This window comes from Nitratireductor sp. WH36-1 (assembly GCF_058725515.1).
The window spans coordinates 107,591-129,846 of record NZ_JBZXDP010000002.1; the positions used below are offsets into that span (position 1 = coordinate 107,591).

At 63.1% G+C, this 22,256-nt stretch carries 23 protein-coding genes; 10 read left to right on the forward strand and 13 right to left on the reverse strand.

The features are described from left to right. The 9 genes from AC4PTT_RS19675 to AC4PTT_RS19715 form a co-directional block, all read right to left on the reverse strand. Positions 1–1,260 (reverse strand): M20 family metallopeptidase, encoded by a 1,260-nt coding sequence (locus tag AC4PTT_RS19675; protein ID WP_492162806.1) that lies wholly within the window; start codon positions 1,258–1,260, stop codon positions 1–3. Next, positions 1,257–2,471 carry an ROK family transcriptional regulator gene (locus AC4PTT_RS19680; protein WP_224924848.1) on the reverse strand — a complete coding sequence of 405 codons (1,215 nt, stop codon included), beginning with the start codon at positions 2,469–2,471 and terminating at the stop codon, positions 1,257–1,259. Before AC4PTT_RS19680 ends, AC4PTT_RS19675 begins: the two co-directional genes overlap by 4 nt. 280 nt (positions 2,472–2,751) lie before the next feature. Further along, on the reverse strand, positions 2,752–3,228 hold the full coding sequence (locus AC4PTT_RS19685; protein WP_492162807.1) for a hypothetical protein: 477 nt from the start codon (positions 3,226–3,228) through the stop codon (positions 2,752–2,754). Positions 3,229–3,230: 2 nt separating this feature from the next. Continuing rightward, positions 3,231–4,055, reverse strand: coding sequence for a DUF3100 domain-containing protein (locus AC4PTT_RS19690; protein WP_113156879.1), 825 nt, complete (start codon positions 4,053–4,055; stop codon positions 3,231–3,233). Positions 4,056–4,141: 86 nt separating this feature from the next. Next, entirely contained in the window at positions 4,142–5,686 is a 1,545-nt protein-coding gene (locus AC4PTT_RS19695; RefSeq protein ID WP_492162808.1) for an aldehyde dehydrogenase family protein, read from the reverse strand. Further along, a complete protein-coding gene (locus tag AC4PTT_RS19700) occupies positions 5,679–6,566 on the reverse strand; it encodes an NAD(P)-dependent oxidoreductase (RefSeq protein ID WP_206552820.1) in 888 nt (295 codons plus the stop codon). Before AC4PTT_RS19700 ends, AC4PTT_RS19695 begins: the two co-directional genes overlap by 8 nt. 110 nt (positions 6,567–6,676) lie before the next feature. Next, positions 6,677–7,585, reverse strand: coding sequence for a LysR family transcriptional regulator (locus AC4PTT_RS19705; protein WP_492162809.1), 909 nt, complete (start codon positions 7,583–7,585; stop codon positions 6,677–6,679). Further along, positions 7,585–8,724, reverse strand: coding sequence for a M20 aminoacylase family protein (locus AC4PTT_RS19710; protein ID WP_492162810.1), 1,140 nt, complete (start codon positions 8,722–8,724; stop codon positions 7,585–7,587). The genes AC4PTT_RS19705 and AC4PTT_RS19710 overlap by 1 nt, the downstream gene beginning before the upstream one ends. A 120-nt stretch (positions 8,725–8,844) precedes the next feature. Beyond that, on the reverse strand, positions 8,845–10,044 hold the full coding sequence (locus AC4PTT_RS19715) for a cytochrome c3 family protein (RefSeq protein ID WP_492162811.1): 1,200 nt from the start codon (positions 10,042–10,044) through the stop codon (positions 8,845–8,847). Between the two features lie 119 nt (positions 10,045–10,163). Between AC4PTT_RS19715 and AC4PTT_RS19720 the strand changes: the two genes are divergently transcribed. The 10 genes from AC4PTT_RS19720 to AC4PTT_RS19765 all read left to right on the forward strand — a co-directional run bounded on the left by AC4PTT_RS19720 (position 10,164) and on the right by AC4PTT_RS19765 (position 18,254). After that, positions 10,164–11,435, forward strand: coding sequence for a Na(+)-translocating NADH-quinone reductase subunit A (locus tag AC4PTT_RS19720; RefSeq protein WP_492162812.1), 1,272 nt, complete (start codon positions 10,164–10,166; stop codon positions 11,433–11,435). Next, positions 11,432–12,208 (forward strand): RnfABCDGE type electron transport complex subunit D, encoded by a 777-nt coding sequence (locus tag AC4PTT_RS19725; protein ID WP_283800706.1) that lies wholly within the window; start codon positions 11,432–11,434, stop codon positions 12,206–12,208. The genes AC4PTT_RS19720 and AC4PTT_RS19725 overlap by 4 nt, the downstream gene beginning before the upstream one ends. Beyond that, positions 12,201–13,001, forward strand: a complete 801-nt coding sequence (gene nqrC, locus AC4PTT_RS19730; protein ID WP_206548590.1) for an NADH:ubiquinone reductase (Na(+)-transporting) subunit C — start codon at positions 12,201–12,203, stop codon at positions 12,999–13,001. Before AC4PTT_RS19725 ends, nqrC begins: the two co-directional genes overlap by 8 nt. Before the next feature lie 3 nt (positions 13,002–13,004). Next, positions 13,005–13,670 (forward strand): NADH:ubiquinone reductase (Na(+)-transporting) subunit D, encoded by a 666-nt coding sequence (locus tag AC4PTT_RS19735; RefSeq protein ID WP_206544884.1) that lies wholly within the window; start codon positions 13,005–13,007, stop codon positions 13,668–13,670. Then, positions 13,667–14,278, forward strand: a complete 612-nt coding sequence (gene nqrE / locus AC4PTT_RS19740; protein ID WP_113156870.1) for an NADH:ubiquinone reductase (Na(+)-transporting) subunit E — start codon at positions 13,667–13,669, stop codon at positions 14,276–14,278. The genes AC4PTT_RS19735 and nqrE overlap by 4 nt, the downstream gene beginning before the upstream one ends. Continuing rightward, positions 14,275–15,495: an NADH:ubiquinone reductase (Na(+)-transporting) subunit F gene (gene nqrF / locus AC4PTT_RS19745; RefSeq protein ID WP_206994545.1), complete on the forward strand. Its 1,221-nt coding sequence runs from the start codon at positions 14,275–14,277 to the stop codon at positions 15,493–15,495. Before nqrE ends, nqrF begins: the two co-directional genes overlap by 4 nt. Positions 15,496–15,498: 3 nt before the next feature. Then, a complete protein-coding gene (locus AC4PTT_RS19750) occupies positions 15,499–16,476 on the forward strand; it encodes an FAD:protein FMN transferase (RefSeq protein WP_492162813.1) in 978 nt (325 codons plus the stop codon). 9 nt (positions 16,477–16,485) lie between these two features. Beyond that, positions 16,486–16,656 (forward strand): (Na+)-NQR maturation NqrM, encoded by a 171-nt coding sequence (nqrM, locus tag AC4PTT_RS19755; RefSeq protein WP_113156866.1) that lies wholly within the window; start codon positions 16,486–16,488, stop codon positions 16,654–16,656. Next, a complete protein-coding gene (locus AC4PTT_RS19760; protein WP_113156865.1) occupies positions 16,653–17,048 on the forward strand; it encodes a CBS domain-containing protein in 396 nt (131 codons plus the stop codon). The genes nqrM and AC4PTT_RS19760 overlap by 4 nt, the downstream gene beginning before the upstream one ends. 201 nt (positions 17,049–17,249) lie before the next feature. Then, positions 17,250–18,254: a linear amide C-N hydrolase gene (locus AC4PTT_RS19765; RefSeq protein WP_224873291.1), complete on the forward strand. Its 1,005-nt coding sequence runs from the start codon at positions 17,250–17,252 to the stop codon at positions 18,252–18,254. 44 nt (positions 18,255–18,298) lie between these two features. Here AC4PTT_RS19765 and AC4PTT_RS19770 read toward each other — a convergent pair whose 3' ends face one another. From AC4PTT_RS19770 to AC4PTT_RS19785, 4 genes are all read right to left on the reverse strand, one after another. Then, entirely contained in the window at positions 18,299–18,943 is a 645-nt protein-coding gene (locus tag AC4PTT_RS19770; RefSeq protein WP_162742436.1) for a GntR family transcriptional regulator, read from the reverse strand. Positions 18,944–19,054: 111 nt separating this feature from the next. Then, positions 19,055–20,569 (reverse strand): tripartite tricarboxylate transporter permease, encoded by a 1,515-nt coding sequence (locus tag AC4PTT_RS19775; RefSeq protein WP_299935981.1) that lies wholly within the window; start codon positions 20,567–20,569, stop codon positions 19,055–19,057. 1 nt (position 20,570) lies between these two features. Continuing rightward, positions 20,571–21,029, reverse strand: a complete 459-nt coding sequence (locus AC4PTT_RS19780; RefSeq protein WP_162742435.1) for a tripartite tricarboxylate transporter TctB family protein — start codon at positions 21,027–21,029, stop codon at positions 20,571–20,573. 167 nt (positions 21,030–21,196) lie between these two features. Further along, positions 21,197–22,153, reverse strand: coding sequence for a tripartite tricarboxylate transporter substrate binding protein (locus AC4PTT_RS19785; RefSeq protein WP_113156860.1), 957 nt, complete (start codon positions 22,151–22,153; stop codon positions 21,197–21,199). Positions 22,154–22,256: the final 103 nt, after the last annotated feature.

Here is a 22,256-nt window from a genome sequence, read left to right on the forward strand (position 1 = left end):
TTATGCGTTTTGAGTGCCGCAATAGCCGGCGATGAAACTGGCGAACCCGACGATGCCGGCGAGGTATTCCTCCACGCTCACCCGCTCTTCGAAAGTGTGGCAATTCGTGATGTCGCCCGGCGCGCAATAGACCGTTGGACAGCCGAGCCGCTCGATCAGGAACGGCGCTTCCGACCAGTAAGGCGCGCCCGCAATCGCGCCGCGCCAGGGAAGCGCACCGTTCATCGAAGCGGCAAGCGCCTGAATGTCGGCCCGCTCGGGATCGACCTCGGTGGGCGAGCCGCCATGGGGATGGTCACGCCCGGCGGGATAGTTGATCGCCACGGTGGTGCCGGTGCCGGAGATCGCTTCGTTGATCACGCTTTCGAGTTCACCGACGGCATCGTCCAGCGCCTCGCCGGGCAGAAGCTTGCGGATCAGCGAGAAGCGGCATTCGCCCGGAACCGCGATGTAACCGCCGCCTTCGATGCCCGTTACGAGAGCGAAGGCCCGGCCGACGAGCGGATGGCTGGCGCGTGCGCCAATGACGTCCGAGTGCCGCCAGATTGCTTCGAGAACCCGATGCGTGGCCTTCAGCGCATCGACGCCTTCTTCAGGTACGCCGAAATAGGCCGATTTGCCGGTGATCGTCACATCCGCGATGAAAAAGCCCATTTGGGCGGGAAAGATGGAAAGCTGTGTCGGCTCGACATAGACAGCGAAATCCGGCTTCTCGATCTCACCGCTTTCAAAACGCTGCGTCAGATCCTTGATGCCGGCGCTCACGCCTGTGTCGGGTTCGCCGCTTTCCTCGTCGCCGACAAAGGCGTAGGCGACATCGCCTTTGAGCTTGATGCCGGCGCGGTCGAGAAGTGCGAGGGCCGAAAGCGAAGCGGTGATGCCGGCCTTCAGATCGCCGGAGCCCCTGCCCCAGATCTCGCCATCGATGACGGCGCCCGAAAACGGGTCTTCGCGCTCGGTGCCTTTCCAGTGTTCGGCCCAGCCGCGCACGTGAACCGTGTCCGTGTGCCCGATGAAGAGAAGGCGTGGACCTTCGCCGTGGCCCTTGCGCGCGCCCCATACATTCGGGCGACCGGGAAGAAAGTCGGCAAATTGCGGTGCAAGACCGAGCGTCTGCATCTGCTCCTGAAGGTAGGACACGAAATTCGCTTCGTTGCCGGTCACGCTCTCGCGTGCGATCGCGCCTTTGAGCAGCGCCACCGCCGCATCGGCGTCCAGAACGCTCTTCAGCCTCTCCTGAAGCGTGTTGCCGCGTGTCATTGCGCTGCCTCCACCAGTTTCACAACGCGGGCCGGCGGCAGCGTGATTTCCGCGCCGGGGATGCCACCGGAGAAAAGCGTGGCGTGAAGATGCGTCAGCCCGACGGCTGCGCCGCCAACGATGGCAACGCGCGCGCCCAGCTCGGAAACATCGAGCTCCACCGGAGACGGGAAGCACAGCGGCAGAAGTTCGCGCACACGTTCGACAAGCTCCATGCGGCTGCCAATGGAGCCGCCGAGAACGACCTTGCCCGGATTGGTGATGGCACAGATTGCCGCCACCGCGCGCGCCACATAGCGGGCGGTCTCGTCGAGCACCTGTACGGCGTGCGCGTCACCCGCCTGCAGGGCATCGAAAATGCCGGGAACGTCGAGTTCAGTGCCGGACAATTCCTTGTAGCGCCTGCGAATGCCGACCGTTGCGGTTACACGTTCCAGAGCGCCGACCTGCAGCGATTCCGCCTCAAACGGGTCGGTGCCAAAGGGCAGGAAGCCAAGCTCTCCGGCTGCGTTCCCGAAACCGCGCACCAGTTCGCCACCGACCATGAGGCCTGCGCCAATGCCCGTGCCGATCGCGATATAGGCAAGATCATCGACGCCGGCGACGCTGCCGATCCAGTGCTCGCCAATGGCTGCGAGATTGACGTCGTTCTCCAGAATAACCTCGACGCCGAGCTCGCCTGCAAGCGTCGCTCTGACATCAAGTGTGTCGAAGCCCGTCACATTGGGCGACATCGCGATGCGCCCTTTTTCCTGATCGGGAGCGCCCGGGACGCCGACCACGGCCATGCGCATTTTTTCGTAAGCGATGTTGTTGAGATCGGCGGCCTCGCGGCAGAGACGCGCCATCTGGCGGATCACATGAATGCCGCCGCGTTCATCGGTCGGTTCCGTCACTTCCGCGAGCACCTGGCACGACAGGTCGGCAATGGCCGCGCGCACTTTGGTGCCGCCCAGATCGACGGTTGCGATGCAGGCCGCATCCGGAACGATCTCATATGTGACCGCGCTGCGCCCGACATGCCCCGTGGTGCGCCCCGTCTCGCGTATCCAGCCATCTTCTTCGAGCTGACGGGCGATCTCGGAAATCGTCTGCTTGGAGAGACCGGTCTGCTTGGCGATGCTGGCGCGGGAGATCGGACCGCAATGAACGATCGCCTCCATGACCATGCAGAGGGAGAATTGACGGGAGATGCGCGGAGCTTCGTTCACGGCGTCTTCTTTTAGTTCGTTCTGTTACCGAACTTATTAAGTTGTTTTAAAAATGCCGTCAAACGAAATGATCGAAACGCCTCTCCGTGAGACTCGGCGCAAGACTGGAGCGCGCTTTGAGAAGCGCGTCGATCACATTGAAATAAAGGAGGGGTCATCCGCTCATGTCGAGCGACAAAAAGAAAACGGCTTCCGAGGGCCATTCCGGCGCTCGAAAGCCGCTTTCGAATTTCATCTCTGCGGCCGCTTTTCCCTCAGGGCATCGGCCGCAGGGCGCTGGTCAAAGGAACAGGTCTGCGATGATGGCCGACCCGACATAGGTGCCGGTCATCACGAAGACCGCCACGATGAAGATCTTCCAGCCGGACGACTTGGCGATGCTGATTTCGCGGTTGGTGATGGCGATACCGGCATAGGCCAGACAGGGCGTGGCCAGCGTCAGGAAGTTCACATGGCTCACCTTGTCGAGCACCCAGGCGCTGCCCGGTGTCCATGGCAGGGTCACCAGAATGCCGACGAGCGAGATCCACGCAACGGATGGCAGCTTGAGCGGCACCACATAGGTCAGGACGAGGCCGACCATGGCGATCACGTAAAGGACGGCCAGTCCGGCCAGCCCCTGCAGGGCGGTGGCGTCTGTCGCGACCGTGTTGCCCACCAGCGCAACGAGGGAAACAACGAGCAGCAGAACAGCGTGTTCTGCCAGATCCGGCTTAGCCTCGGCTTCGTAATCAACGGGGAGTTCAGCAGTGCTCATGATCATTCTCCGGCGTTGTTGGTGGCGGGCTCTTTGCGGCCCAGAAGGTCATAAAGCTTCTCGGTCACCGGCAGGGCGACGAAGATGCAGAGGTAAAGACCGGTTGCGTAGGTCAGCACGTTGCTGGCTCCGGCCAGAGCGAGGATCTGCTCCTCCATTGCCGGCACGGCATGGGTCAGCGCGCCGGAACAGGCGGCCATCATGGAGCCCGAGCCGATGCCGCAGGCCATGGCCAGCGCCTCGATGCTGAACCAGCCCGACGTCGCCAGAAGCGAAGCCAGAATGGCAAAGATGAAGGTGCCGAACAGCGTTCCGATCACATAGACGCCCATGACGCCCGCGCCTTCGGGGGACTTCAGGCCGTATTTGTCGGCGATGATCGCGATGTTCGGCTCACGCGCGACGGAGAAGGTTGCGCCAACCGCTTCGCGCCCCATGCCGAGCAGCAGAACGGCGATCGGGAAGGCGAGCAGAATGGTGCCCAGATTGCCCAGCTCCTGCAGGATCAGCGCCGGACCGGCGGCGATGATCTTCTCCATCGACGGTCCGATGATCGTGCCGAATTTGGCGATGAATGGCATGATCGCGATCACGATCAGCGGTGATGCTGCGCGAACCTCGCGCTGCCCCATCCAGCCCTTCATCTTGCTGATCACATTGGGGTTGAGAATCAGACCCATCACGAAGGCGTAGAGCAGCGGCAGAAGCAGGATCGAGCCGATGCCAATGGGCACTGCGATGACACCGACGGCCTCCGCAATGACGGTGATGACCAGCACGCTCAAATGAAGGCGCCAGTCGAAAAGAATATCTTTCGTCTTCTCCATAGAGATCCCCTCTCATGATCCGGGGGCCGTTCTTTCTGCGGCCCCGGATGGAACAAAAGGCGGCCCGAGGGGGCCGCCCATACGATTCAGCCCGGCGCGTAACCGAAGCCGATGGTCGGGTCGGCTGCGGTTTCGACCCAGACAGATTTCGTTGTCGTGTAAGCGGCGAGCGCTTCCCGACCGGAAGAGCGCCCGTAGCCCGACTGGCCAAAGCCGCCGAAGGGCGACATGACGTTGATGGTCTTGTAGCTGTTGATCCAGAATGTGCCAGCGCGAATTTTCGCCGCAACCCGGTGCGCACGCCCCACATCGCGCGTCCAGACTGCGCCTGCGAGCCCGTATGGCGTGTCGTTGGCGAGCGCCACAGCCTCTTCTTCGTCGTCGAAGGAGAGAACGGAGAGGACGGGTCCGAACACCTCTTCACGCGCGATTTCCATGTCGCGGGACACGCCGTCGAGGATCGTCGGGGCGTAGAAGAAGCCGCCGCTCTCTCCGAGGGCTTCCGGCCTGCCGCCACCGGTGGCCAGCTGTGCGCCTTCGGAAACGGCAGTGCGCACCATACCGTCGACCTTGTCCCACTGGCGGGCATTGTTGACCGGGCCGATCTGCGTTGCCATGTCGAGCGGCATGCCGACCGGGATGCGCGCGCTCGCTTCCGCCAGCTTGCCGACGAGCTCGGCATGCACGCTGCGATGCACCAGAAGGCGCGAGCCGGCCACGCAGCTCTGGCCGCACGCAGCGAAGATTGCCGCCTGCGCGCCGACCACGGCACGGTCGATATCCGCATCGCCGAAGACGATGTTGGCGGACTTGCCGCCCAGTTCCAGGATGGACGGGATGAGACGCCGAGCGGCAGCGGACGCGATGGCTGCGCCGCCCGTGGCCGAGCCGACAAAGACCACCAGACCCGTTGCCGGATGCTCGATCATCTTCTGGCCTGCGGTCGGCCCCTGCCCCGCAATCACGTTGACAAGCCCCTTCGGCGCGCCGGCCTTCACGCACAGCGCGGCGATGACGAGCGAGCTGAGCGGCGTCAGCTCGGAAGGTTTCAGCATGACCGCATTGCCGGCGCAGATCGCCGGTGCAACCTGCCAGCAACAGGTGAAGAGCGGCGCATTCCAGGGGGTGATCTGCGTCACGACGCCAATGGGTTCGTGACGGGTGTAATTCAGATGGCTCGAAGGCACGGGGATTACATCGCCGGTGATCTTGTCGCACCAGCCCGCGTAATATTCGAACATCTCGGCCATGCGGGCCGGCTCACCGGCTGCATCGCGGATCGGTCGCCCGGCGGAAATCGCTTCAAGGCGCGAAAGCGGCTCGGCATGCGCGCGAATCTGGCGCGCAATCTCGAACATGATGCGCCCGCGCTCGGAGGCCGTCTTGCCCCACCATTCGCGCTGCGCGCTGACGGCGGCCCCGGCAGCGGCATCGACAACGGCCGCACCGGCATCCGGGAACTCGGCAAAGACCCGGCCGGTGGCGGGGTCGGTGAGCGCCAGCGTTTCGCCGTCGCCCGGCATCAGCTGTCCGCCCACATGGTTCTGCACGTCGGCGCTGCCCAGAAGCCCGGTCAGCAAGTGTGCGACTTCGGCGCGCGTATCGGTTGCGGGGATCATGTCGTCAGCCATTCGTCTTCTCTTTCGTCCCGGCCTCAACGCGGCCAAGCAGCATGAAATCCTGATTGTCGGAAACGCCCGAATTCTCCTCGGACCAGAGGCTGGCGACCAGTTCCGACACGGGCATGGCACAACCGCTTTCCTGCGCCAGCTCGAGCGCCAGCCGCACATCCTTGCGCATCAGCCCGGCGGAGAAGCCGCTGTCGAAGCTGCCGCTCAGAACCCAGTTGGGGAAATGAATCTCGCTCAGCGCGCTGCGGCCCGTGGCGCTGTTGATGACGCGCATCGCGTCTTCCGCCGGCAGGCCGGAAGCTTCGGCAAGGCGCAGGCCTTCAGCCGTAGTCAGCATGTGACAGGCGACCAGCATGTTGTTCACGAGCTTGGCGATATTGCCGGCGCCGCTCGTCCCGACATGGATCACCTTGGCGGCAATCGCATCCAGAACCGGCTGCGCCCTGGCGACCCATTGTTCATCGCCCCCGAGCATCACGGACAATGCGCCGCTTGCTGCTCCCTGGGGACCACCGCTCACCGGTGCATCGAGAAAGCCATGGCCGAGATCTGCAAGCCTTGTGGCAAGCCGGCGGCTCACCGCCGCCTCGGAGGTGGACGTATCGATGATGATTTTCGGCTCGCTGAATGCGCCTGCCGCCAGTCCCGCCTCGACGGTCGCCTCGACATGGCTCGCCAGAGGCAGCGAAAGCACGATGGCGTCGCTTGCCGCGATCACCGCTGCGGGCGTCTCATGGGTGACGATGCCGGTTTCGGCAGCGCGAGCCATGGCTTCTGCGGAAAGATCATAGGCTGCAACTGAAAAGCCTGCGGCGGACAGGGACCGGGCCATGCCCATTCCCATTGCTCCAAGACCGATCACACCGACCGACTGCGTCATGATACCTCCCGTTTCACTTGGCTTTCATGACATTGCGGTGACAGCGTGTTGTTGAGTAGCCCCGTAAACAGGCACGTTGTGTTGCGATTATCGCAACACTGAACGGCGATCTAATCGCGAAAGGCGACCATGTGCGCAGCCAGATAATCGACGGTCACAGCCGCCGATTGCGGCAGTCGCCGGCGGGCGCGCACCATCAGATGCGCGCTGACATGCTGAAGGCTCTCTTCATCAAGATCGACAATGGCGACCTCGCCGCGCTCGGCCTGAATGGAGGCGGAAAAGCGGGGCAGAAATGTGCCGCCCATGCCTGCGCCCACATAGCGGATCAGCGCCGCGATGGAGGAGGTTTCCACCTGTGGCCGCAGCGCCAGCCCCAGATCGCTTGCCGCGCGCGCGACCAGCGTGCGGATGCCGTGACGCGCATCGAGCATGGCCAGAGGCTCGGCAAGCATCTCGGCCAGCGGGATGTGTTCGCGCGCCGCCAGCGGCGAGCCGACGGGCACGACAGCGCAGAGTGGTTGACGCGCAAAGGCGACGGAGCGCGTGGCCTCGGTCGGCACGGGATTGTAGGCAATGCCCAGATCAACCTCGCCTTCGACCACGCGGCGCTGGATCTCTTCGGTTCCGGCAAGATCGATGCGGAAACGCAGATGCGGGTGGCGTGCGCCAAGCGGGGCCAGGCCGTTCTGCATGAGATCGGCGGCGAAGCCTTCGCCAACCGCGATCCGCACCACCTGGCCGCCGGCCTCGCGAAACTTGCCGATCTGGTCGAGCAGAAAGGTCTGTTCGTCCTGCTGGAGCAGCGCATGTTCGCGCACCAGACGCCCGGCATCCGTGAGCGTGATGCCCTGTGCGCTGCGCGCCACCAGCGCCACGCCCAGCCGCGCCTCCACCTCGGCTAGCTTGCGGCTGATCGCCGAGGGCGCGATGTTCAGCCGTTCGGCTGCGCGACGGATCGAACCCTCACGGGCGACGATCAGAAATTCGCGCAGGAAACGGCTGTCCAGCGCGTCCATCAGGCGGCCAGCGCCTGCCGCACGAGCCGCACCCAGAATTCCGAGCCGGTCGGCAGCACGTCATCATTGAAGTTGAAATGGGGCGAGTGCAGGCCGGGATTGTCGCCCTCGCGCGCAGCGCCCAGCCAGATATAGGCACCCGGCTTCTCGTTGAGCATGAAAGCGAAATCCTCGGACGCCATGCTCGGCCCGGTCTCGCCCGTATCGAGCCCCATCGTGTCCCCGACGCGGCGCACGAGAGCCGCCTCGGCGGCGCTGTTGATCGTCGCTGGATAGCGCCGCTGGTAATCGACGCGGGCGCGGCAGCCATGGGCGGCGGCAACGCCCTGCACCACTTCGCTCAGCCGCTTTTCGATCTCGTCACCGGCCTCCGGCTGGAACCAGCGGGCCGTGCCGCTGACAATCGCACGGTCCGGGCAGACATTGAATGCGGAACCGGTGTGGATCTGCGTTACCGACACAACGCCCGGCACCAGCGGCGACAGGCGTCGGGCTGGAAGTTCCTGAAGGGCAGCCGCCATCCGCGCTGCCGCAGCCACCACACCGTCGCTCTGCTCTGGCATGGCGGCGTGACCACCGCGCCCCTCGATCACGATTTCGAAGATGGCGAATGCGGCCATCATCTCGCTGTCGCGGGCGACCATCCGACCGGGCGCAAGACCCGGCCAGTTGTGTATGCCGAACACCGTGTCGCAGGGGAATTTGCCAAAAAGCCCCTCCTCGACCATCACCCGCGCACCGCCGTCATTTTCTTCCGCCGGCTGGAAAATCAGCGTGACATTTCCGTCCTTCACGCCCTCGGCTGCGATCTGGCGTGCAGCCAGAAGCAGCATGGCGGTGTGGCCGTCATGCCCGCAGGCATGCATTTTTCCCGGATGGGTCGAAGCGTATTCGAGGCCCGTGGCTTCCTCAATTGGCAGGGCGTCGATATCGGCGCGCAGGCCGATCGAAGGCCCGCCTTCGCCAAGCCGCGCAACCACGCCGGTCTCAGCCAGACCGGTGTGCACCTGCCAGCCCCAGCCCTGCAACAACCCGGCAATCAGTTTCGACGTGCGCTCTTCCTGAAACCCCAATTCGGGGTGACGATGCAGGTCGTGACGCCAGGCAACGGCCTCGGCGATGTGAGCGCTGTCGAACATGTTCCTACCCTTTCCGAACTCTTTGCCGGCCACCATGGAGGGTGGCGTATCGGAAAGCTCGTGTAAGAGGAACGGTCGCTTGTCAAGAACGCGGCGGGTCCTCAGACCCGCCTTGTTCGCTTACCGCTGAAGGTTCCAGGCCGTCATGTCCTGACCCAGCGCGCCGGCCAGATCCTCAATGGAATCATAAAGAAGCTCGAGCGCATAATGCGGGTTGTGCGCAAATGCGCCGGGGTCGGCGGTGACGAATTTCCAGTTATAGGTGGCCTTCAAAAGACGCGGGGTCCAGGCGTTATAGCCAACCGCCCTTCCATCGGCCTCGTCGATCCGCCCATCTCCGTTCATGTCTGCAAAGAAATAGGGATAGCGATGGCCGTCATAGATCATCGGCGCGCCGGCGACTTCGGCTGCGTAGGCGGTCATCAGGCCCTTCAGCCGGTCGGCATTGGCTGCGATGTCGGCGCGGATGCCTTTTTTAACATCGCCGCTGCCATCGAAACTCGCGCGCGACAGGCGAATGTCGTCCAGAGCCGCGTTTTCATGGCAGGTCATGCAGGTCTGCTCCGACACTTCCAGCGTGTGCGGTTCATGGCAGGAAACGCAGGTGGAAACCGGACGTGCATGGAAGAAGCGGCCGGAATATTCCTTCCCCGGATAGTGATAGCCGGATGCGGCATAGCCGCCGAGCCACATGGACGCAGCCACTGCGTAATGCGGGTTGATGAAACGCAGTTCCTTGTCCGGCGTGTCCTCATCCTTGTCGCCCACCGCAGTGGCAACGGTGACGCCAGCCGCGCGGCCCTGATGGCAGGTGATGCAGGAGGCTTCGCCCGGCGCGACTGGATGCGACAGACCGCTTGGAAGCTTGACTTCCTTGATCGCGGAAAGACCCGGATTGTGGCAGGTTTCGCAGTCCACAACGCCACCCGTGGGGATGGGGTTTTCCGGCAGGCCGGGTGCGCTTCCATCAAGACCGTGAAAGGCGCGGAACCCTTCGCCCGAATGGCAGGTCGCGCAATTTGGCGGGATGGCCCCGTCTTCGTTCCAGTGCGAGAAAGACTCTGAACGCGCATCCGCATGAGCCGAGCGCGCCCAGGCGGCTATCGCGGCCTTGTTGGCGATCTCGATCTGATCGGGGCGGAACGGTCCGGACTCGGGCATCACATAGGGCGCAAGCGCCTTTTCGATTTCCTCGATCTCGGATGATTCGGAATTTGCGGGAGCCGCCTGTTCCTGCGACACGGCAGCGAACGAAAGAACAGAAACAAATGCGCCAAGAGCGATAGTTGTCGTGACTAAGTTCTTCGTTTTGAAAAACATGGCTTTCCACCCCGCCGGTATGTTCCTAAACTGTCGCCGTAAAGAATGGTAATCAGTTCGACGCATTCCGGCAAACCTCAAACGCCGGTCAAACGTCGAAAATCCATCGGAGACGGAGCATGTTCGGCCCGGCCTTCTCCGCAGGCCTCGTTTTCCCGCATGACCGGGTGCCCCTGCAATCGGAAAACCCTGTTGAGGTGTTGACCGAAGAGGCGGCGCTGACGCCATCTCCCGGTGAAGAACTGCGCGTTGAAGCGCTGGTGGGCGAGGATGAACTCGTCGCGCAGGGGCAGCCGCTTCTGCGCCTGAGAAACGCGCCGCAGATCGCGCTTGTCGCGCCGATGGCCGGGCGAATCGCCTCGCTTGATCTGAAGTCCGGGCGGCGGCTTTCGCAGCTTCTTCTCTTTCATGAACCCGATGGCGGACGTCATCTGTTCGAGACCGGAAACGCGGAAGTCGATGGCAATGCGCTGCGAGCGCTTCTCCAGTCTTCCGGCCTGTGGCGCATGTTCCGCAGCCGTCCGTTCGGACGCATGCCGCACGCTGACGAGGCCCCTGCCGCGATCTTCGTCATGGCGGTGGACAGCCGACCCGGCGCGCCTGCGCCATCGCTGGCCCTTAAGGGGCGCGAGGAAGATTTTTCGCGCGGGCTGGCAGCCCTTTCGCAACTGACGAAAGACCGGCTGTTTCTTTGCGAACCAGCGGGCAAGCACTTTGGCGGTGCAGTGCCTGCCGGCCTCTCGCGCATTTCCTGCGGGCGCAACCATCCGCAGGGCCTTGCCGGCATCCAGATCCACCGTCATCGACCGGCCGCGCCGGAGATTCGCGTCTGGGATATCGAGGCAGAGGATGTGGCTAATCTCGGAGCGCTGCTTGCAACCGGGCTTCTGCCCGGCACGCGGCTTGTCTCGGTGACCGGTTCGGCGCTGCGCGAAAGGCGGCTTGTGCGTTGCCAGCATGGCGCGGATCTGCGCGGCCTCAGCCAGCCTGTCGTGCGGCCCGGTGCGCACGAAATTCTGAGCGGTTCTGCGCTGGACGGACGCCCCGCACACTGGCTCGGCGCGCGGGACCGGCAGGTCACGGTTTCACCACGCGAGACCGGTGCGGTGAAGCACCACTGGTTCGGAACCGCGCTCAGAAAAGCGGCGCGGCATTTGCCCGTCATTCCCACCGCCGCGCTCGATCAGGCCATGGGCGGCGACATGCCAGCCGCCGCTCTTTTGCGGGCCATCGCGTCTGGCGATGAAGAAACGGCCGTCCGGCTGGGAGCGCTTTCGCTGGTCGAAGAGGATCTGGCCCTTGCAGATTATGCAACGGGCGCCCGGCCCCGGCTGTCAAAGCAGCTGCGCATCATCCTGAGCCGCATCGAAGCCGAGGAGGCGCCGGCGTGACGAGGGGGCTCTGGGACCGCGAGATGGTGGCAATGCTGCTCTTGCTCGCACTGATGCCGATGGCGCTGACCTGGCTGTGGTTCGGTGGTGCGGAAGCGGTCGGAAGGCTGTTGTTTGTGCTGCTGATCTCGGGTCTCTGGCATGTGATCTTCATGCTGGCGCGCGCACAGCCCCCGTCTTTTGCCGGTGCGCTGACAGGGCTGGCCGTGGCCATGCTCGCGCCGCAGGAACTCAGCCTTTTGCAGCTCGTTCTGGGCATCAGCTTCGGCTCGGTGATGGCGGAACTCATTTTCGGCGGCTGGGGGCGGAATGTCCTGAACCCGGCGACCGTCACCATCGCGTTTCTGGGCTTTGGCTTTCCCGCCGCGCCATGGCCGGACTTTGCCCTGCCGGTCGCTTGGGCGGCCATACCGGCGCTCGCGCTGGGCATGCTGCTTGGCGTGATGTCGGCCCGGCTGATCGTCGGCGCACTGGCGGTCATCCTGATCGCATGGCTTGCAGGCCTGCCCATTGCACCGGTTCTGCCCGCATTCGGCATTGTGCTGGCGCTTCTGGTCACGGACCCGGTGACAAGCGCCTCCACCCGCACCGGTGGCTGGCTGAACGGCGCGCTCTATGGCGCGCTGGTGACACTCTTTGCGTTTGGCTGGGGCCATGGAGCGCCGGTGCAGGTGGCCGTTTCGGCAGCGCTGCTCGCCTCGCTGGCAGCACCCCTTCTGGATGAGATTGCGATTGCGCTCTGGACGGCGCGCAGGAGAAGACGTCATGGCTGAGTTGAACCCGATCGCCCTGTGGCGTCGCTTTCTGGCGCTGCCCAATGAAAGCCGCGCCAAGACGCTGATCGTCGCCTTTCTCGTGTCGGCCATATGCGCGCTGATGGTGAGCGGGGCAACGGTCGTGCTGCGCCCCATTCAGGCGGCAAACCGCGCCGCGGAACAGCAGGCGCGGCTGGAAAACCTCATCGCGGGCATTCCCGGCATGTCTGACCTTCTGTCCGCCGAAGGTGGCGCACTGTCGACGGTGGTGATCGATCTGGAACGCGGTGCGGCGGCAAAAGAGGTGACGCCGGAAACGCTGCCTGCGGCGCTCGAAGACAGCGCCAACTGGACGACGCTCACCGCCGGAGAGGATCTTGCCGGGCTCGGTCAGCGCCCGGACTACGCCCAGATCTATCTCCTGCGCGATGCCAATGGGGCAATTTCGCTCGCCCTCCTGCCCATCAGCGGTGCGGGCTATAACGGCCCGATTGACGCGATCATCGCGCTCAAGGGCGACATGAACACCGTGGCGGGCATGGCGATTACCGGCCAGTCCGAAACGCCCGGCCTCGGCGCACGCATCGAGGAGCCCTCCTGGCTGGCGCAATTCAGCGGCAGGCAGATCAGCGATGCGCGCGGCGACATTCGCTTCGCCGTGGCGCGCGGCAGCGCCGGCAATGAATATGAGGTCGATGGGATCACCGGCGCGACGCGAACCTCCAACGCCATCACGCGGATGGTTCGGTTCTGGCTTGGCCCCGATGGTTATGCGCCGTTGTTGACGGCAATCCGGCGCGGAGAATTCTGAGCCATGTCGAGCCAGCCGCGCCTCTGGACCACATTCACCGAACCGCTGATCCGGCAGAACCCGGTAACCCTGCAGATTCTTGGCATCTGCTCGGCGCTCGCGGTCACGACTTCGGTGGCGACGGCGCTTACCATGTCGGCCTCGCTGACGGCGGTTCTGGTCATGTCCGCCGGCATTATCAGCGTGATCCGGAACCACATTCCGTCCTCTATCCGGCTCATCGTCCAGATCGTGATTGTCGCCTCGCTGGTCATCGTCATCGACCAGTTGCTGCAGGCCTATCTGTTCGAGATCAGCCAGCGGCTGTCCGTTTTCGTCAGCCTCATCACCACCAACTGTCTTGTGCTCGGCCGCACCGAATCCTTTGCCCGGCACAATCCGCCGGGGCGCGCGATGATCGACGCGCTGGGCAACGGGCTTGGCTATTCGCTCGTGCTGGTGCTGATCGGCAGCCTGCGCGAACTGTTCGGCGCGGGAACGCTGCTTGACTGGCAGCTTCTGCCGACGGTCGATCAGGGTGGCTGGTTCACGCCGCTCAACCTGATGCTGCTTGCGCCCTCCGGCTTTTTCCTGCTGGGCGGCCTTGTCTGGGCGATCCGCAGCCTTCTTCCCGAACAGGTGGAGGCCGGTGAGTTCACGCCGCCGGAAACCGGGGAGGATGGCGCATGAACGAGCTTGCCGCCCTTTTCCTGCGCGCGGCCTTTGTCGACAATATGCCGCTGACGCTGTTTCTCGGCCTGTGCACCTTCATCGCGCTTTCTCGGCGCACGGGATCGGCCGTCGGGCTCGGCATTGCCATGATCGCCGTTCTGGGCGTCACGGTGCCGCTGAACAACCTGATCTATCACGCATTGCTCGCTCCGGGCGCATGGGCCTGGGCGGGTTCGCCGGGCATCGACCTTTCCTATCTCGCGCTGATCGCCTTCATCGGTGTGATCGCCGCGACCGTGCAGCTTCTCGAAATGGTGCTCGACCGCTTTTTCCCGGCGGTCTACGCCTCTTTCGGCGTGTTTCTGCCGCTGCTCACCGTGCAGTGCGCGATCCTGGCCGGCAGCCTGTTCATGGTCGAGCGTGACTTCGACTTCGTGGAATCCACCGTCTTCGGGCTCGGCGCGGGTACGGGCTTTGCCGTGGCCGTGATCATGCTCGGCGCGATCCGCACACGGCTCTCCTATGCGAACCTGCCGGAGGGGCTGCGGGGGCTTGGCATCACCTTCATCATCGCCGGCATGATGTCGCTCGGCTTTTCCGCCTTTGCGCAGATGGTGGCGTCATGACCGAGATCCTTCTGGGCGCCGTCATCATTGTCGCACTGATCGTTGCGCTGACGCTTGCGCTTCTGGCCACACGCCGCAAACTGGTTCCGGCGGAAGCGCTGACGGTCACCGTGAACGAGACCATGCCCATCGAGGCCGCACGCGGCGACCGGCTGCTTGGTGTGCTGCATGGCGCGGGCATCGGCATTCCCGCTGCCTGCGGCGGCTCGGGCACATGCGGGCTGTGCCGCGTCACCGTGGAGGGCGAAGGCGCGGGCGAACCGCAGGCGACCGAAAAAGGCATTCTTTCAGCGGCGGAGCGCAAGGCGCATGTGCGCCTTGCTTGCCAGACCGCCCTGCGCGGCTCCTGCACCGTTACCGTGCCGCAGGCCTTCCTGGGGGCGTCAGGCTTCACCTGCCGTGTTGTCTCCAATCGCCAGCTGGCCCCGCTCATCCGGGAACTCGTTCTGGAACTGCCGGAAGGCCAGCCATTCGACTTTCAGGCCGGTGGTTTCATGCAGCTCACCGCGCCGCCCTATGAACTCGACTTTCAGGACATGGCGGTGGACGAGGCGTTCCGTGAAACATGGCGGCTTGCGGACTGGCCTGACATGCGCTCGGTTTCCGACACGTCTGTTACCCGCGCCTACTCCATCGCCAACCGGCCAGAGGATGCGGGCCGTGCGGTGTTCAACATCCGTCTGGCCGTGCCGCCGGCCGGCCGCGAGACGGATATTCCGCCGGGCATCGTTTCTTCCTGGCTTTTCTCGCTAAAACCCGGCGACCGGGTGGAAGCATCCGGCCCGTTCGGTGATTTCCACGTTCAGCCGACGCAGCGCGAGATGGTCTTCATCGGTGGCGGCGTGGGCATGGCCCCGTTGCGCGCGATGATCCACGAGCAGATCGGCCTCGGCACTGAGCGCAAGATGCATTACTTCTATGGTGCGCGCTCGGCAGCGGACCTCTTCTATGTCGAGGAATTCGACGCCATCGCAAAAGCGCATCCAAACTTCCGCTGGACGCCCGCCCTTTCCGATCCCGCACCGGGCGATCGCTGGACCGGCGCGACCGGCTTCATTCACGACACGGTGCGTTCCACGCTGGCCGGGCACCCCGCGCCAGAGGAATGCGAATACTATCTGTGCGGCCCGCCGGTGATGATCTCGGCAGTGCTCAACACGCTCGCAAAACTGGGTGTGGAGCCGCATATGATATACAATGACGACTTCGGAGGCTGAACGATGCGTCTGAACCTTACCCGCCGCCACATGCTGGCGCTGACCGGCGCGACACTGGCAACCGCAGGCGGGGCCCGTGCAGCGATGGAAAACCCGGCCACGCGCACAATTGAAGGCCGGGCCTTTGCAAGCGCGTGGCGCATCACCCTGCCCGACGGCAACAATGCCGGGACGCTGCGCACACCCGTTGACGCACTCCTTGCGCAAGTCGACAGGCAGATGTCGCCCTGGCGGGACGACAGCGAGATCAGCGCCTTCAACCGCGCTCCCAAGGAAACCCCGGTTTCGGCAGAGACCGCGTTGGTTGCGCGGGCCGCGCTCGACATTGCCGGGGCGAGCGATGGCTGGTTCGATCCGACCGTTGGCCCGCTCATCGCGCGCTGGGGGTTTGGCCCGATCAGCGGCGACAGTATCCCGCGCTGGCAGGGGCTCGCGGCCACGGAAAACAGTCTCGCCAAGGATGCGCCGGGCCTGACCATGGACCTTTGCGGGATTGCCAAGGGACATGCGCTCGACCTTGTGGCGCGCCGCGTGGCGGATCTGGGCCATGGCGACTTCCTCGTCGATCTCGGCGGCGAACTCAAGGCGCTCGGCCAGCATCCTTCGGGACGCGACTGGCAGGTCGCCATCGAAGATCCCCGCCCCGACGCCATCGGCGCTGTTGCCGGCCTTCGGCTGCCCTCCGGCATGGCGGTCGCCACGTCGGGGCTGCGCCCGCAGAGCTATATGATCGGCGAACGACGCTACAGCCACATCATGGACCCGCGCCATGCCGCGCCGGTCGACGGGGATATTGCATCGGTCTCGGTTCTGGCTGAAAGCGCGATGCTGGCCGATGGCTGGGCCACAGCGCTCACCGCTGCAGATGCGGATGGTCCCGCGCTCGCCCGGCGCAACGGAATTGCAGCGCTTTTCCTCTTTCAGGACGGCGCACAGCTTTCGACCGTCACCACGGGCGGTTTCGACCGCCACCTGATCTGAGGAACGGGCATGGAGATTCTTCTCGCACTGGCGATCTTCCTTCTCGCGGCAACCGGCCTTGCCGTTGGCCTGTTTTCCGGGCGTGGGCCCGTGAAGGGCTCCTGCGGCGGCATGGCCTGCCTGAAAGATGTCGCCTGTGAGGGCTGCCCGAACCGTAGCCGGCAGGAGAGCCAGCAATGACGAATGGCGCGACCCTGGAAGCCATCCTGCAGAAGGACATGCCGGTTCTGAAACCGGATATGCCGATCCGCCGCGCCGTCGCGCTTCTTGTCGAGGCCGATGCGGCTGCCGCCCCGGTGGTCGACGACAGCGGTGCGCTCATGGGCATCGTCACGCAGAAAGACTGTTTTCGGCCTGCGCTCAATGCGAGCTATTATCAGGAATGGAAAGGCACCGTCGCCGATCATATGAGCAGCGAGGTTGTCACCCTGTCACTGACCACCGATCTTACGAGCGCTGCCGAAGCCTTTCTGGAAAAGCCCTACCGGGTCTTTCCCGTTGTCGACGGCTCCCGCCTCGTCGGCATGTTGCGCCGTTCGGACGTTCTGGCCGCGCTGGTCGCGCTGGGCTGAAGTTCATCCTTCGAGGAAATGCGCGAAGACAGGACGAAACACTATTTCGCTCTGTCACAAGCACAACATTTCGGAATCTTATAGTTTTGTTTCCAGTATAGTCGTTATTCGGCTGAGGAGTTATCGGAAATGAGAGATTCTATGACAATCATCCTTGGAATAATCGCTTTTGTCGTTGCTTTCGTGGCAAGCAGCGTTCTGATGCCCACCTCGGCCGAGGCCTGCACCCGCTTTGTCTATCAGGGTGCTGCCGATCAGGTGATCACCGCCCGTTCCATGGACTGGAAAACCGATGTCGGCTCCAACATCTGGGTGTTTCCGCGCGGCATGGAGCGCTCCGGCGAAGCTGGCCCGAACTCGATCGAGTGGACGTCGAAATATGGCAGCGTCATCACGTCCGGCTACGACGTTTCCACGACGGATGGCATGAACGAGGCAGGTCTCGTTGCCAATGTTCTGTGGCTGGTCGAGTCCGAATACCCGAAGGTTGAGGGCGATGCGCCCACGCTCTCGCTTGGCGCATGGGCGCAGTATGTGCTCGACAATTTCGCAACGGTTGCCGAAACCGTCGAGGCGTTGGAGAAAAACCCCTACACCATTGTCACCGCAGACGTTCCCGGCGAAACCCGGCTGGCAACGCTTCATCTTTCGATCTCTGATGCGAGCGGCGACAGCGCCATCGTGGAATATATCGACGGCAAGCAGGTCATCCACCACAGCCGCGACTATCAGGTGATGACCAATTCGCCGACCTTCGATCAGCAGCTGGCGCTCAATGCGTATTGGAAGCAGATAGGCGGCACCGTGATGCTGCCCGGCACCAACCGCGCAGCCGACCGCTTCGCCCGCGCTTCCTTCTATGTGAACGCAATCCCGAAGACGGACAATGCGGTGGAAACCATCGCGAGCGCTTTCAGCGTGATCCGCAATGCTTCGGTTCCCTTCGGCATTTCCACGCCCGAACAGCCGAACATTTCCTCGACCCGCTGGCGCACCGTCGCCGATCACGAGCGCAAGCTCTACTTCTTCGAGTCTGCGCTCACCCCGAACATCTTCTGGGTCGACATGAACAAGCTGGATCTTTCGAAAGAAACCGGCAGCGTCATGAAGCTCGATCTCGGGCCGAACCAGACGAACATCTATTCCGGCGTCGTCAACGAGGATTTCCAGAAGGCCGAACCCTTCCGTTTCCTTGGCGTCGAATAACCGCCTGAGCGGTTTTCAAAGCCTGGTTATTTTCCGGGGGCGGCTCAGTTGCCCCCGGTGCGCCGCCTGAAGCGCTCCAGCGCGGCATTCAGGTGACAGGCGATGGCGGACCGCGCCCATTCGCCATTCCCGAGGCGAATGGCCTTGACGATCTCCCGGTGCTGGCGAAGGCTCTCTTCGATATCGGCGTCCTCATAGATGAAAAAACCGCCGATCACCTGCGGGATTTCCAGAAGATGCCGGCCGCACAGGCGCAGATGCACGCTGCCCGATCCCTCATAGAGCATTTCGTGAATGGTGCGGTTGCCCGCATCGAGCTTCTTCACCCAGCCCGTCGAACGCGCGGCAAAAGCCTGCTCCATCTCATCGCAGGTGTTTTCAAGCAGGGTTATCTGCTCGTCGGTGGCATGCTGGGCGCACAGAAAAGCCCCGTGACCTTCAAGAAGGATGCGCAGTGTGAAGACATCGGCCGTGTTCTCTTCGCGCCATGGGGTGACCAGCGCACCGCGCTTTTCGCCCGGCATGAGAAGCCCCTCGGAGATCAGCCGCGCAATGGCGCTGCGCACCGGGGTCCGGCTGACCTCCAGCTCGCTTGCCAGCATTTCCTCTTTCAGCTTGGTGCCGGGATCGTAATAGCCAGAGATCAGGCGCCGTCTCAGCTTGACGTAAACGGTGTCTGTCACATTCATGTTGCTACCTCCTGCATCACGCGACTCTGCCGGCCTCCTCATACTACTCCCCATCATACGTGAAGAAGGCCGCGCATGGCGCAGCCTTCTGAAATTGGCAAGACAGCCTTTCTAATCTCTGCTGGCAAGCGCTTCGATCCGGCTTCTTCTGCGCCTCCACATTTTCATGGCGAGAGGCAGTGCAGTGGTTGCGAGGATGAGCGCCACCAGAAGCAGCGAAATAACATCCTGAAACAGAGAGAACACGCCCTCGCCCGAAATCAGCAGGGCGCGGCGCAGGTTCTCTTCTGCAATCGGCCCGAGAATGACCGCAAGAACCGCCGGGGCCGTCGGGATATCCATCTTCTCCATCGCATAGCCCAGCACACCGAAACCCAGCATCAGCCAGACTTCGAACATGCTGTTGTGAATGGCGAACACGCCGATGGTGGCCATTACGAAGATCATGGGGGCCAGAAGCTGCGTGGGCATTTTCAGGACATTGACGAAGGCCCGCGCGCCGACACTGCCCAGAATGAGCATCAGCCCGGAGGTGACCAGCATCGCAAGCATGAAACCGTAGGTGATCTCGGCTTTGTCGCGGAAAAGCTGCGGACCGGGGATCAGGCCATGCACGAGAAGCGCGCCGAGAATAACGGCGGCCACCGAACTGCCCGGAATGCCGAGTGTCAGCGCCGGGATAAGCGTTGCCGCCGTGTCGGCGTTGTTGGCGCATTCGGGTGCGGCAACGCCTTCCGGCGCGCCCTTTCCGTATTTGTCCTTGTCGGCATCGCTGCGTCGCTGTTCGTTCCAGGCAAACAGGGCGGCGACATTGCCGCCAAGTGCCGGAATGATGCCGGTCACGACACCGATGATCGACGAACGGATCCAGACCGGGATCAGGCTCGACCAGCGAAAGGCCATTTCCTCTTCATTTATCGCCTTTACTTCGGCATCGGGCTTTTTCGGGCTCAATGCCAGATCGATGGCCGGCGGGATGGCGTAGAGACCGGTGAGCAACACGATGATGTTCACGCCGCTGAGGAGTTCCAGCTCATTGAAGGCAAAGCGTTCCGTGCCCGTCATCATGTCGATGCCGATCATGCCGACAAACAGACCGAAACAGGCGGAAAGAAGCCCCTTTACCGGGTTCTCGGACAGAAGAACGGCAATCGTCATCAGCCCGAAGATGGCGAGCCAGAAATAGTTTGCGGCGCTGAATTTCAGCGCGATCAGCGAGAGCGGCGGCGCGAGCGAAAGAAGCGCAATTGCGCTGACCGCAGAGCCGATGCTGGAGGAAACCAACGAGATGCGCAGCGCCAGTTTCGCATGACCGCTCTGCGCCATGGGATAGCCGTCGAACACGGTTGCAATGCCCGCGGGCGTGCCCGGAATGCGCAAAAGAATGGCCGGGATCGAGCCGCCATACATCGCGCCATTGTAAATGCCCGCGACCATGCCAAGCGCCACCACGGGTTCCATGGTGAAGGTCAGGGGAATGAGGACTGCGATGCCCATCGTGGCCGAGAGGCCGGGCAGCGCGCCAACCGCGATGCCGATGATCGTCCCACCGATCATCGCGATGATGGTCCCCAGCGAGAAAACCAGCGGCAGCGCGTCAAGAATATGCTGAAAAACGTCCCCCATATCAGCCTCCGAACGGCAAGAGGATAATCTCGGGCGGCAAGGGGACCACCAGCAAGAAACGGAACACGGCGATCAGCACACAGACGAACAGCACCGTGCCGATGATGAGGCCCTTCAGGTTTCGGTATCCGAGTCCCCAGGCCAGTGTCGGCACGATGATGGCCGCACTCGTGTAGAAGCCGACAAATCGCATGCCGAAGAGGAGTGCTGCGCCTGCAACAATCAGCAGGAGCGCGCCACGCAGCTGCGCCGAAGTGGGGGCAAGCATCGGCCCATCCGCCTGCCGCAGGGCGCTGACGGACTGGGCAAGCCATAAGCCTGACAGAACCAGCATGAGGGTCATGACACCGCGCGGCATCAAACCGCCCTCGCCCGAATATCTCCAGGCCTCAAGCAGACCCAGCAGGCTCAGCACAACGGCCGCCAGTGCGAACCCGCTTTCAAAAACGGCTCGTCTCACATCCCCCTCCCACTCCAAACAGTGAAGGCGGGGCCAGAGCATCGGACCGAAAAACGGAAACCGCTTTTCGGTTATTCCGATGCTTCATCAACAGATGAGATCGTCCTTTGTGCATCCGAATGGACGCATGACGACCCAGGCCCCGCCGACAACAACCGGTCTTGCGACTACTCCTGAACCCAGGGCGTCGTCTCCCAAAGCTCGCGGAACGTCGCGTCGAGCGACTCGAGCTCCGCCTTGTACGCGGCTGCGTTCATGTAGGACAGCGCCAGATGCTGTTCCTTCGCCTTTGTCTGGAATTCCGGATCCGCAACGGCAGCCTTCAGCGCTTCCTCCAGCTTGGCGACGACATCTTCAGGAACGCCGGCGGGGGCGGCGATGCCGCGCATGGAGCCCATGATCACGTCGTAACCTTCTTCCTTGAAGGTCGGAACTTCGGTCGCGCCATCCCAGCGTTCATTGGACATCTGGCCAAGCGCGTGCAGCGCGCCTTCATGAACGTCGGCAATCGTCTCGGAGATGTTCATGCTGGCCATCATGATGTGGCCGCCGAGCGTCGCCGTGCGCACATCGGCATTTCCCGGGAAGGGAACATGCTTGAGCTGAACGCCGGTCATGCGCTCGAACTCCAGCGCCGAGAGGTGATCGTCGGAACCGATGCCCGTGGAGCCATAGGTCAGCTTGCCCGGGTTTTCCTTTGCATAGGCGATCAGATCGTCGAACGTCTTGATCCCGCTGGACGGAAGCACGCTGAAAGCGCCCGGATCGTCGACCACATTGGCGATCGGCGTGAAGCTCTCGAGCGAGTAGCGCGCTTTGCGCTGAATCGGGATTGTCAGGATGTTCGGCGTGTTGATGAAGCCGATCGTGTAGCCGTCCGGCTTGGACTGCGCCAGCTCGGTAAAGCCGATTTCGCCGCCTGCGCCGGGGCGGTTCAGAACAACGATGGAAGCATCTTCGCCGAGATATTTCTCAATGAATGGCGCGAGTGTGCGCGCGGCAATGTCGGTGCCGCCACCGGCGCTGTAGGCGACGATCATGTTGATCGGGCGCTCGGGATATTCGGCGTGTGCGGCAGTGATGGACCCGGCGACGAGCGCCGAAGCGATGGCAAGTTTGATCATGTTTCCTCCCTTGGCCCGTGCTCCTCACAGGCATTATGGATACATATTACGTTAAGTTCAGGGATGCGCCAGCGTAAAGAGATTTTTGCACGGCTCATGCAAA

Excerpts from the sequence above, each read along its gene's own strand:
- AC4PTT_RS19690 (WP_113156879.1), bottom strand. The coding sequence starts at position 4,055 with ATGGAGAAGACGAAAGATATTCTTTTCGACTGGCGCCTTCATTTGAGC.
- AC4PTT_RS19735 (WP_206544884.1), top strand. The coding sequence starts at position 13,005 with ATGTCGAGCCAGCCGCGCCTCTGGACCACATTCACCGAACCGCTGATC.
- AC4PTT_RS19705 (WP_492162809.1), bottom strand. The coding sequence starts at position 7,585 with ATGGACGCGCTGGACAGCCGTTTCCTGCGCGAATTTCTGATCGTCGCC.
- AC4PTT_RS19700 (WP_206552820.1), bottom strand. The coding sequence starts at position 6,566 with ATGACGCAGTCGGTCGGTGTGATCGGTCTTGGAGCAATGGGAATGGGC.
- AC4PTT_RS19770 (WP_162742436.1), bottom strand. The coding sequence starts at position 18,943 with ATGAATGTGACAGACACCGTTTACGTCAAGCTGAGACGGCGCCTGATC.
- AC4PTT_RS19760 (WP_113156865.1), top strand. The coding sequence starts at position 16,653 with ATGACGAATGGCGCGACCCTGGAAGCCATCCTGCAGAAGGACATGCCG.
- AC4PTT_RS19750 (WP_492162813.1), top strand. The coding sequence starts at position 15,499 with ATGCGTCTGAACCTTACCCGCCGCCACATGCTGGCGCTGACCGGCGCG.
- nqrM (WP_113156866.1), top strand. The coding sequence starts at position 16,486 with ATGGAGATTCTTCTCGCACTGGCGATCTTCCTTCTCGCGGCAACCGGC.
- AC4PTT_RS19675 (WP_492162806.1), bottom strand. The coding sequence starts at position 1,260 with ATGACACGCGGCAACACGCTTCAGGAGAGGCTGAAGAGCGTTCTGGAC.
- AC4PTT_RS19775 (WP_299935981.1), bottom strand. The coding sequence starts at position 20,569 with ATGGGGGACGTTTTTCAGCATATTCTTGACGCGCTGCCGCTGGTTTTC.
- nqrF (WP_206994545.1), top strand. The coding sequence starts at position 14,275 with ATGACCGAGATCCTTCTGGGCGCCGTCATCATTGTCGCACTGATCGTT.
- AC4PTT_RS19710 (WP_492162810.1), bottom strand. The coding sequence starts at position 8,724 with ATGTTCGACAGCGCTCACATCGCCGAGGCCGTTGCCTGGCGTCACGAC.
- nqrC (WP_206548590.1), top strand. The coding sequence starts at position 12,201 with ATGGCTGAGTTGAACCCGATCGCCCTGTGGCGTCGCTTTCTGGCGCTG.
- AC4PTT_RS19685 (WP_492162807.1), bottom strand. The coding sequence starts at position 3,228 with ATGAGCACTGCTGAACTCCCCGTTGATTACGAAGCCGAGGCTAAGCCG.
- AC4PTT_RS19765 (WP_224873291.1), top strand. The coding sequence starts at position 17,250 with ATGCCCACCTCGGCCGAGGCCTGCACCCGCTTTGTCTATCAGGGTGCT.
- AC4PTT_RS19785 (WP_113156860.1), bottom strand. The coding sequence starts at position 22,153 with ATGATCAAACTTGCCATCGCTTCGGCGCTCGTCGCCGGGTCCATCACT.
- nqrE (WP_113156870.1), top strand. The coding sequence starts at position 13,667 with ATGAACGAGCTTGCCGCCCTTTTCCTGCGCGCGGCCTTTGTCGACAAT.
- AC4PTT_RS19695 (WP_492162808.1), bottom strand. The coding sequence starts at position 5,686 with ATGGCTGACGACATGATCCCCGCAACCGATACGCGCGCCGAAGTCGCA.
- AC4PTT_RS19720 (WP_492162812.1), top strand. The coding sequence starts at position 10,164 with ATGTTCGGCCCGGCCTTCTCCGCAGGCCTCGTTTTCCCGCATGACCGG.
- AC4PTT_RS19715 (WP_492162811.1), bottom strand. The coding sequence starts at position 10,044 with ATGTTTTTCAAAACGAAGAACTTAGTCACGACAACTATCGCTCTTGGC.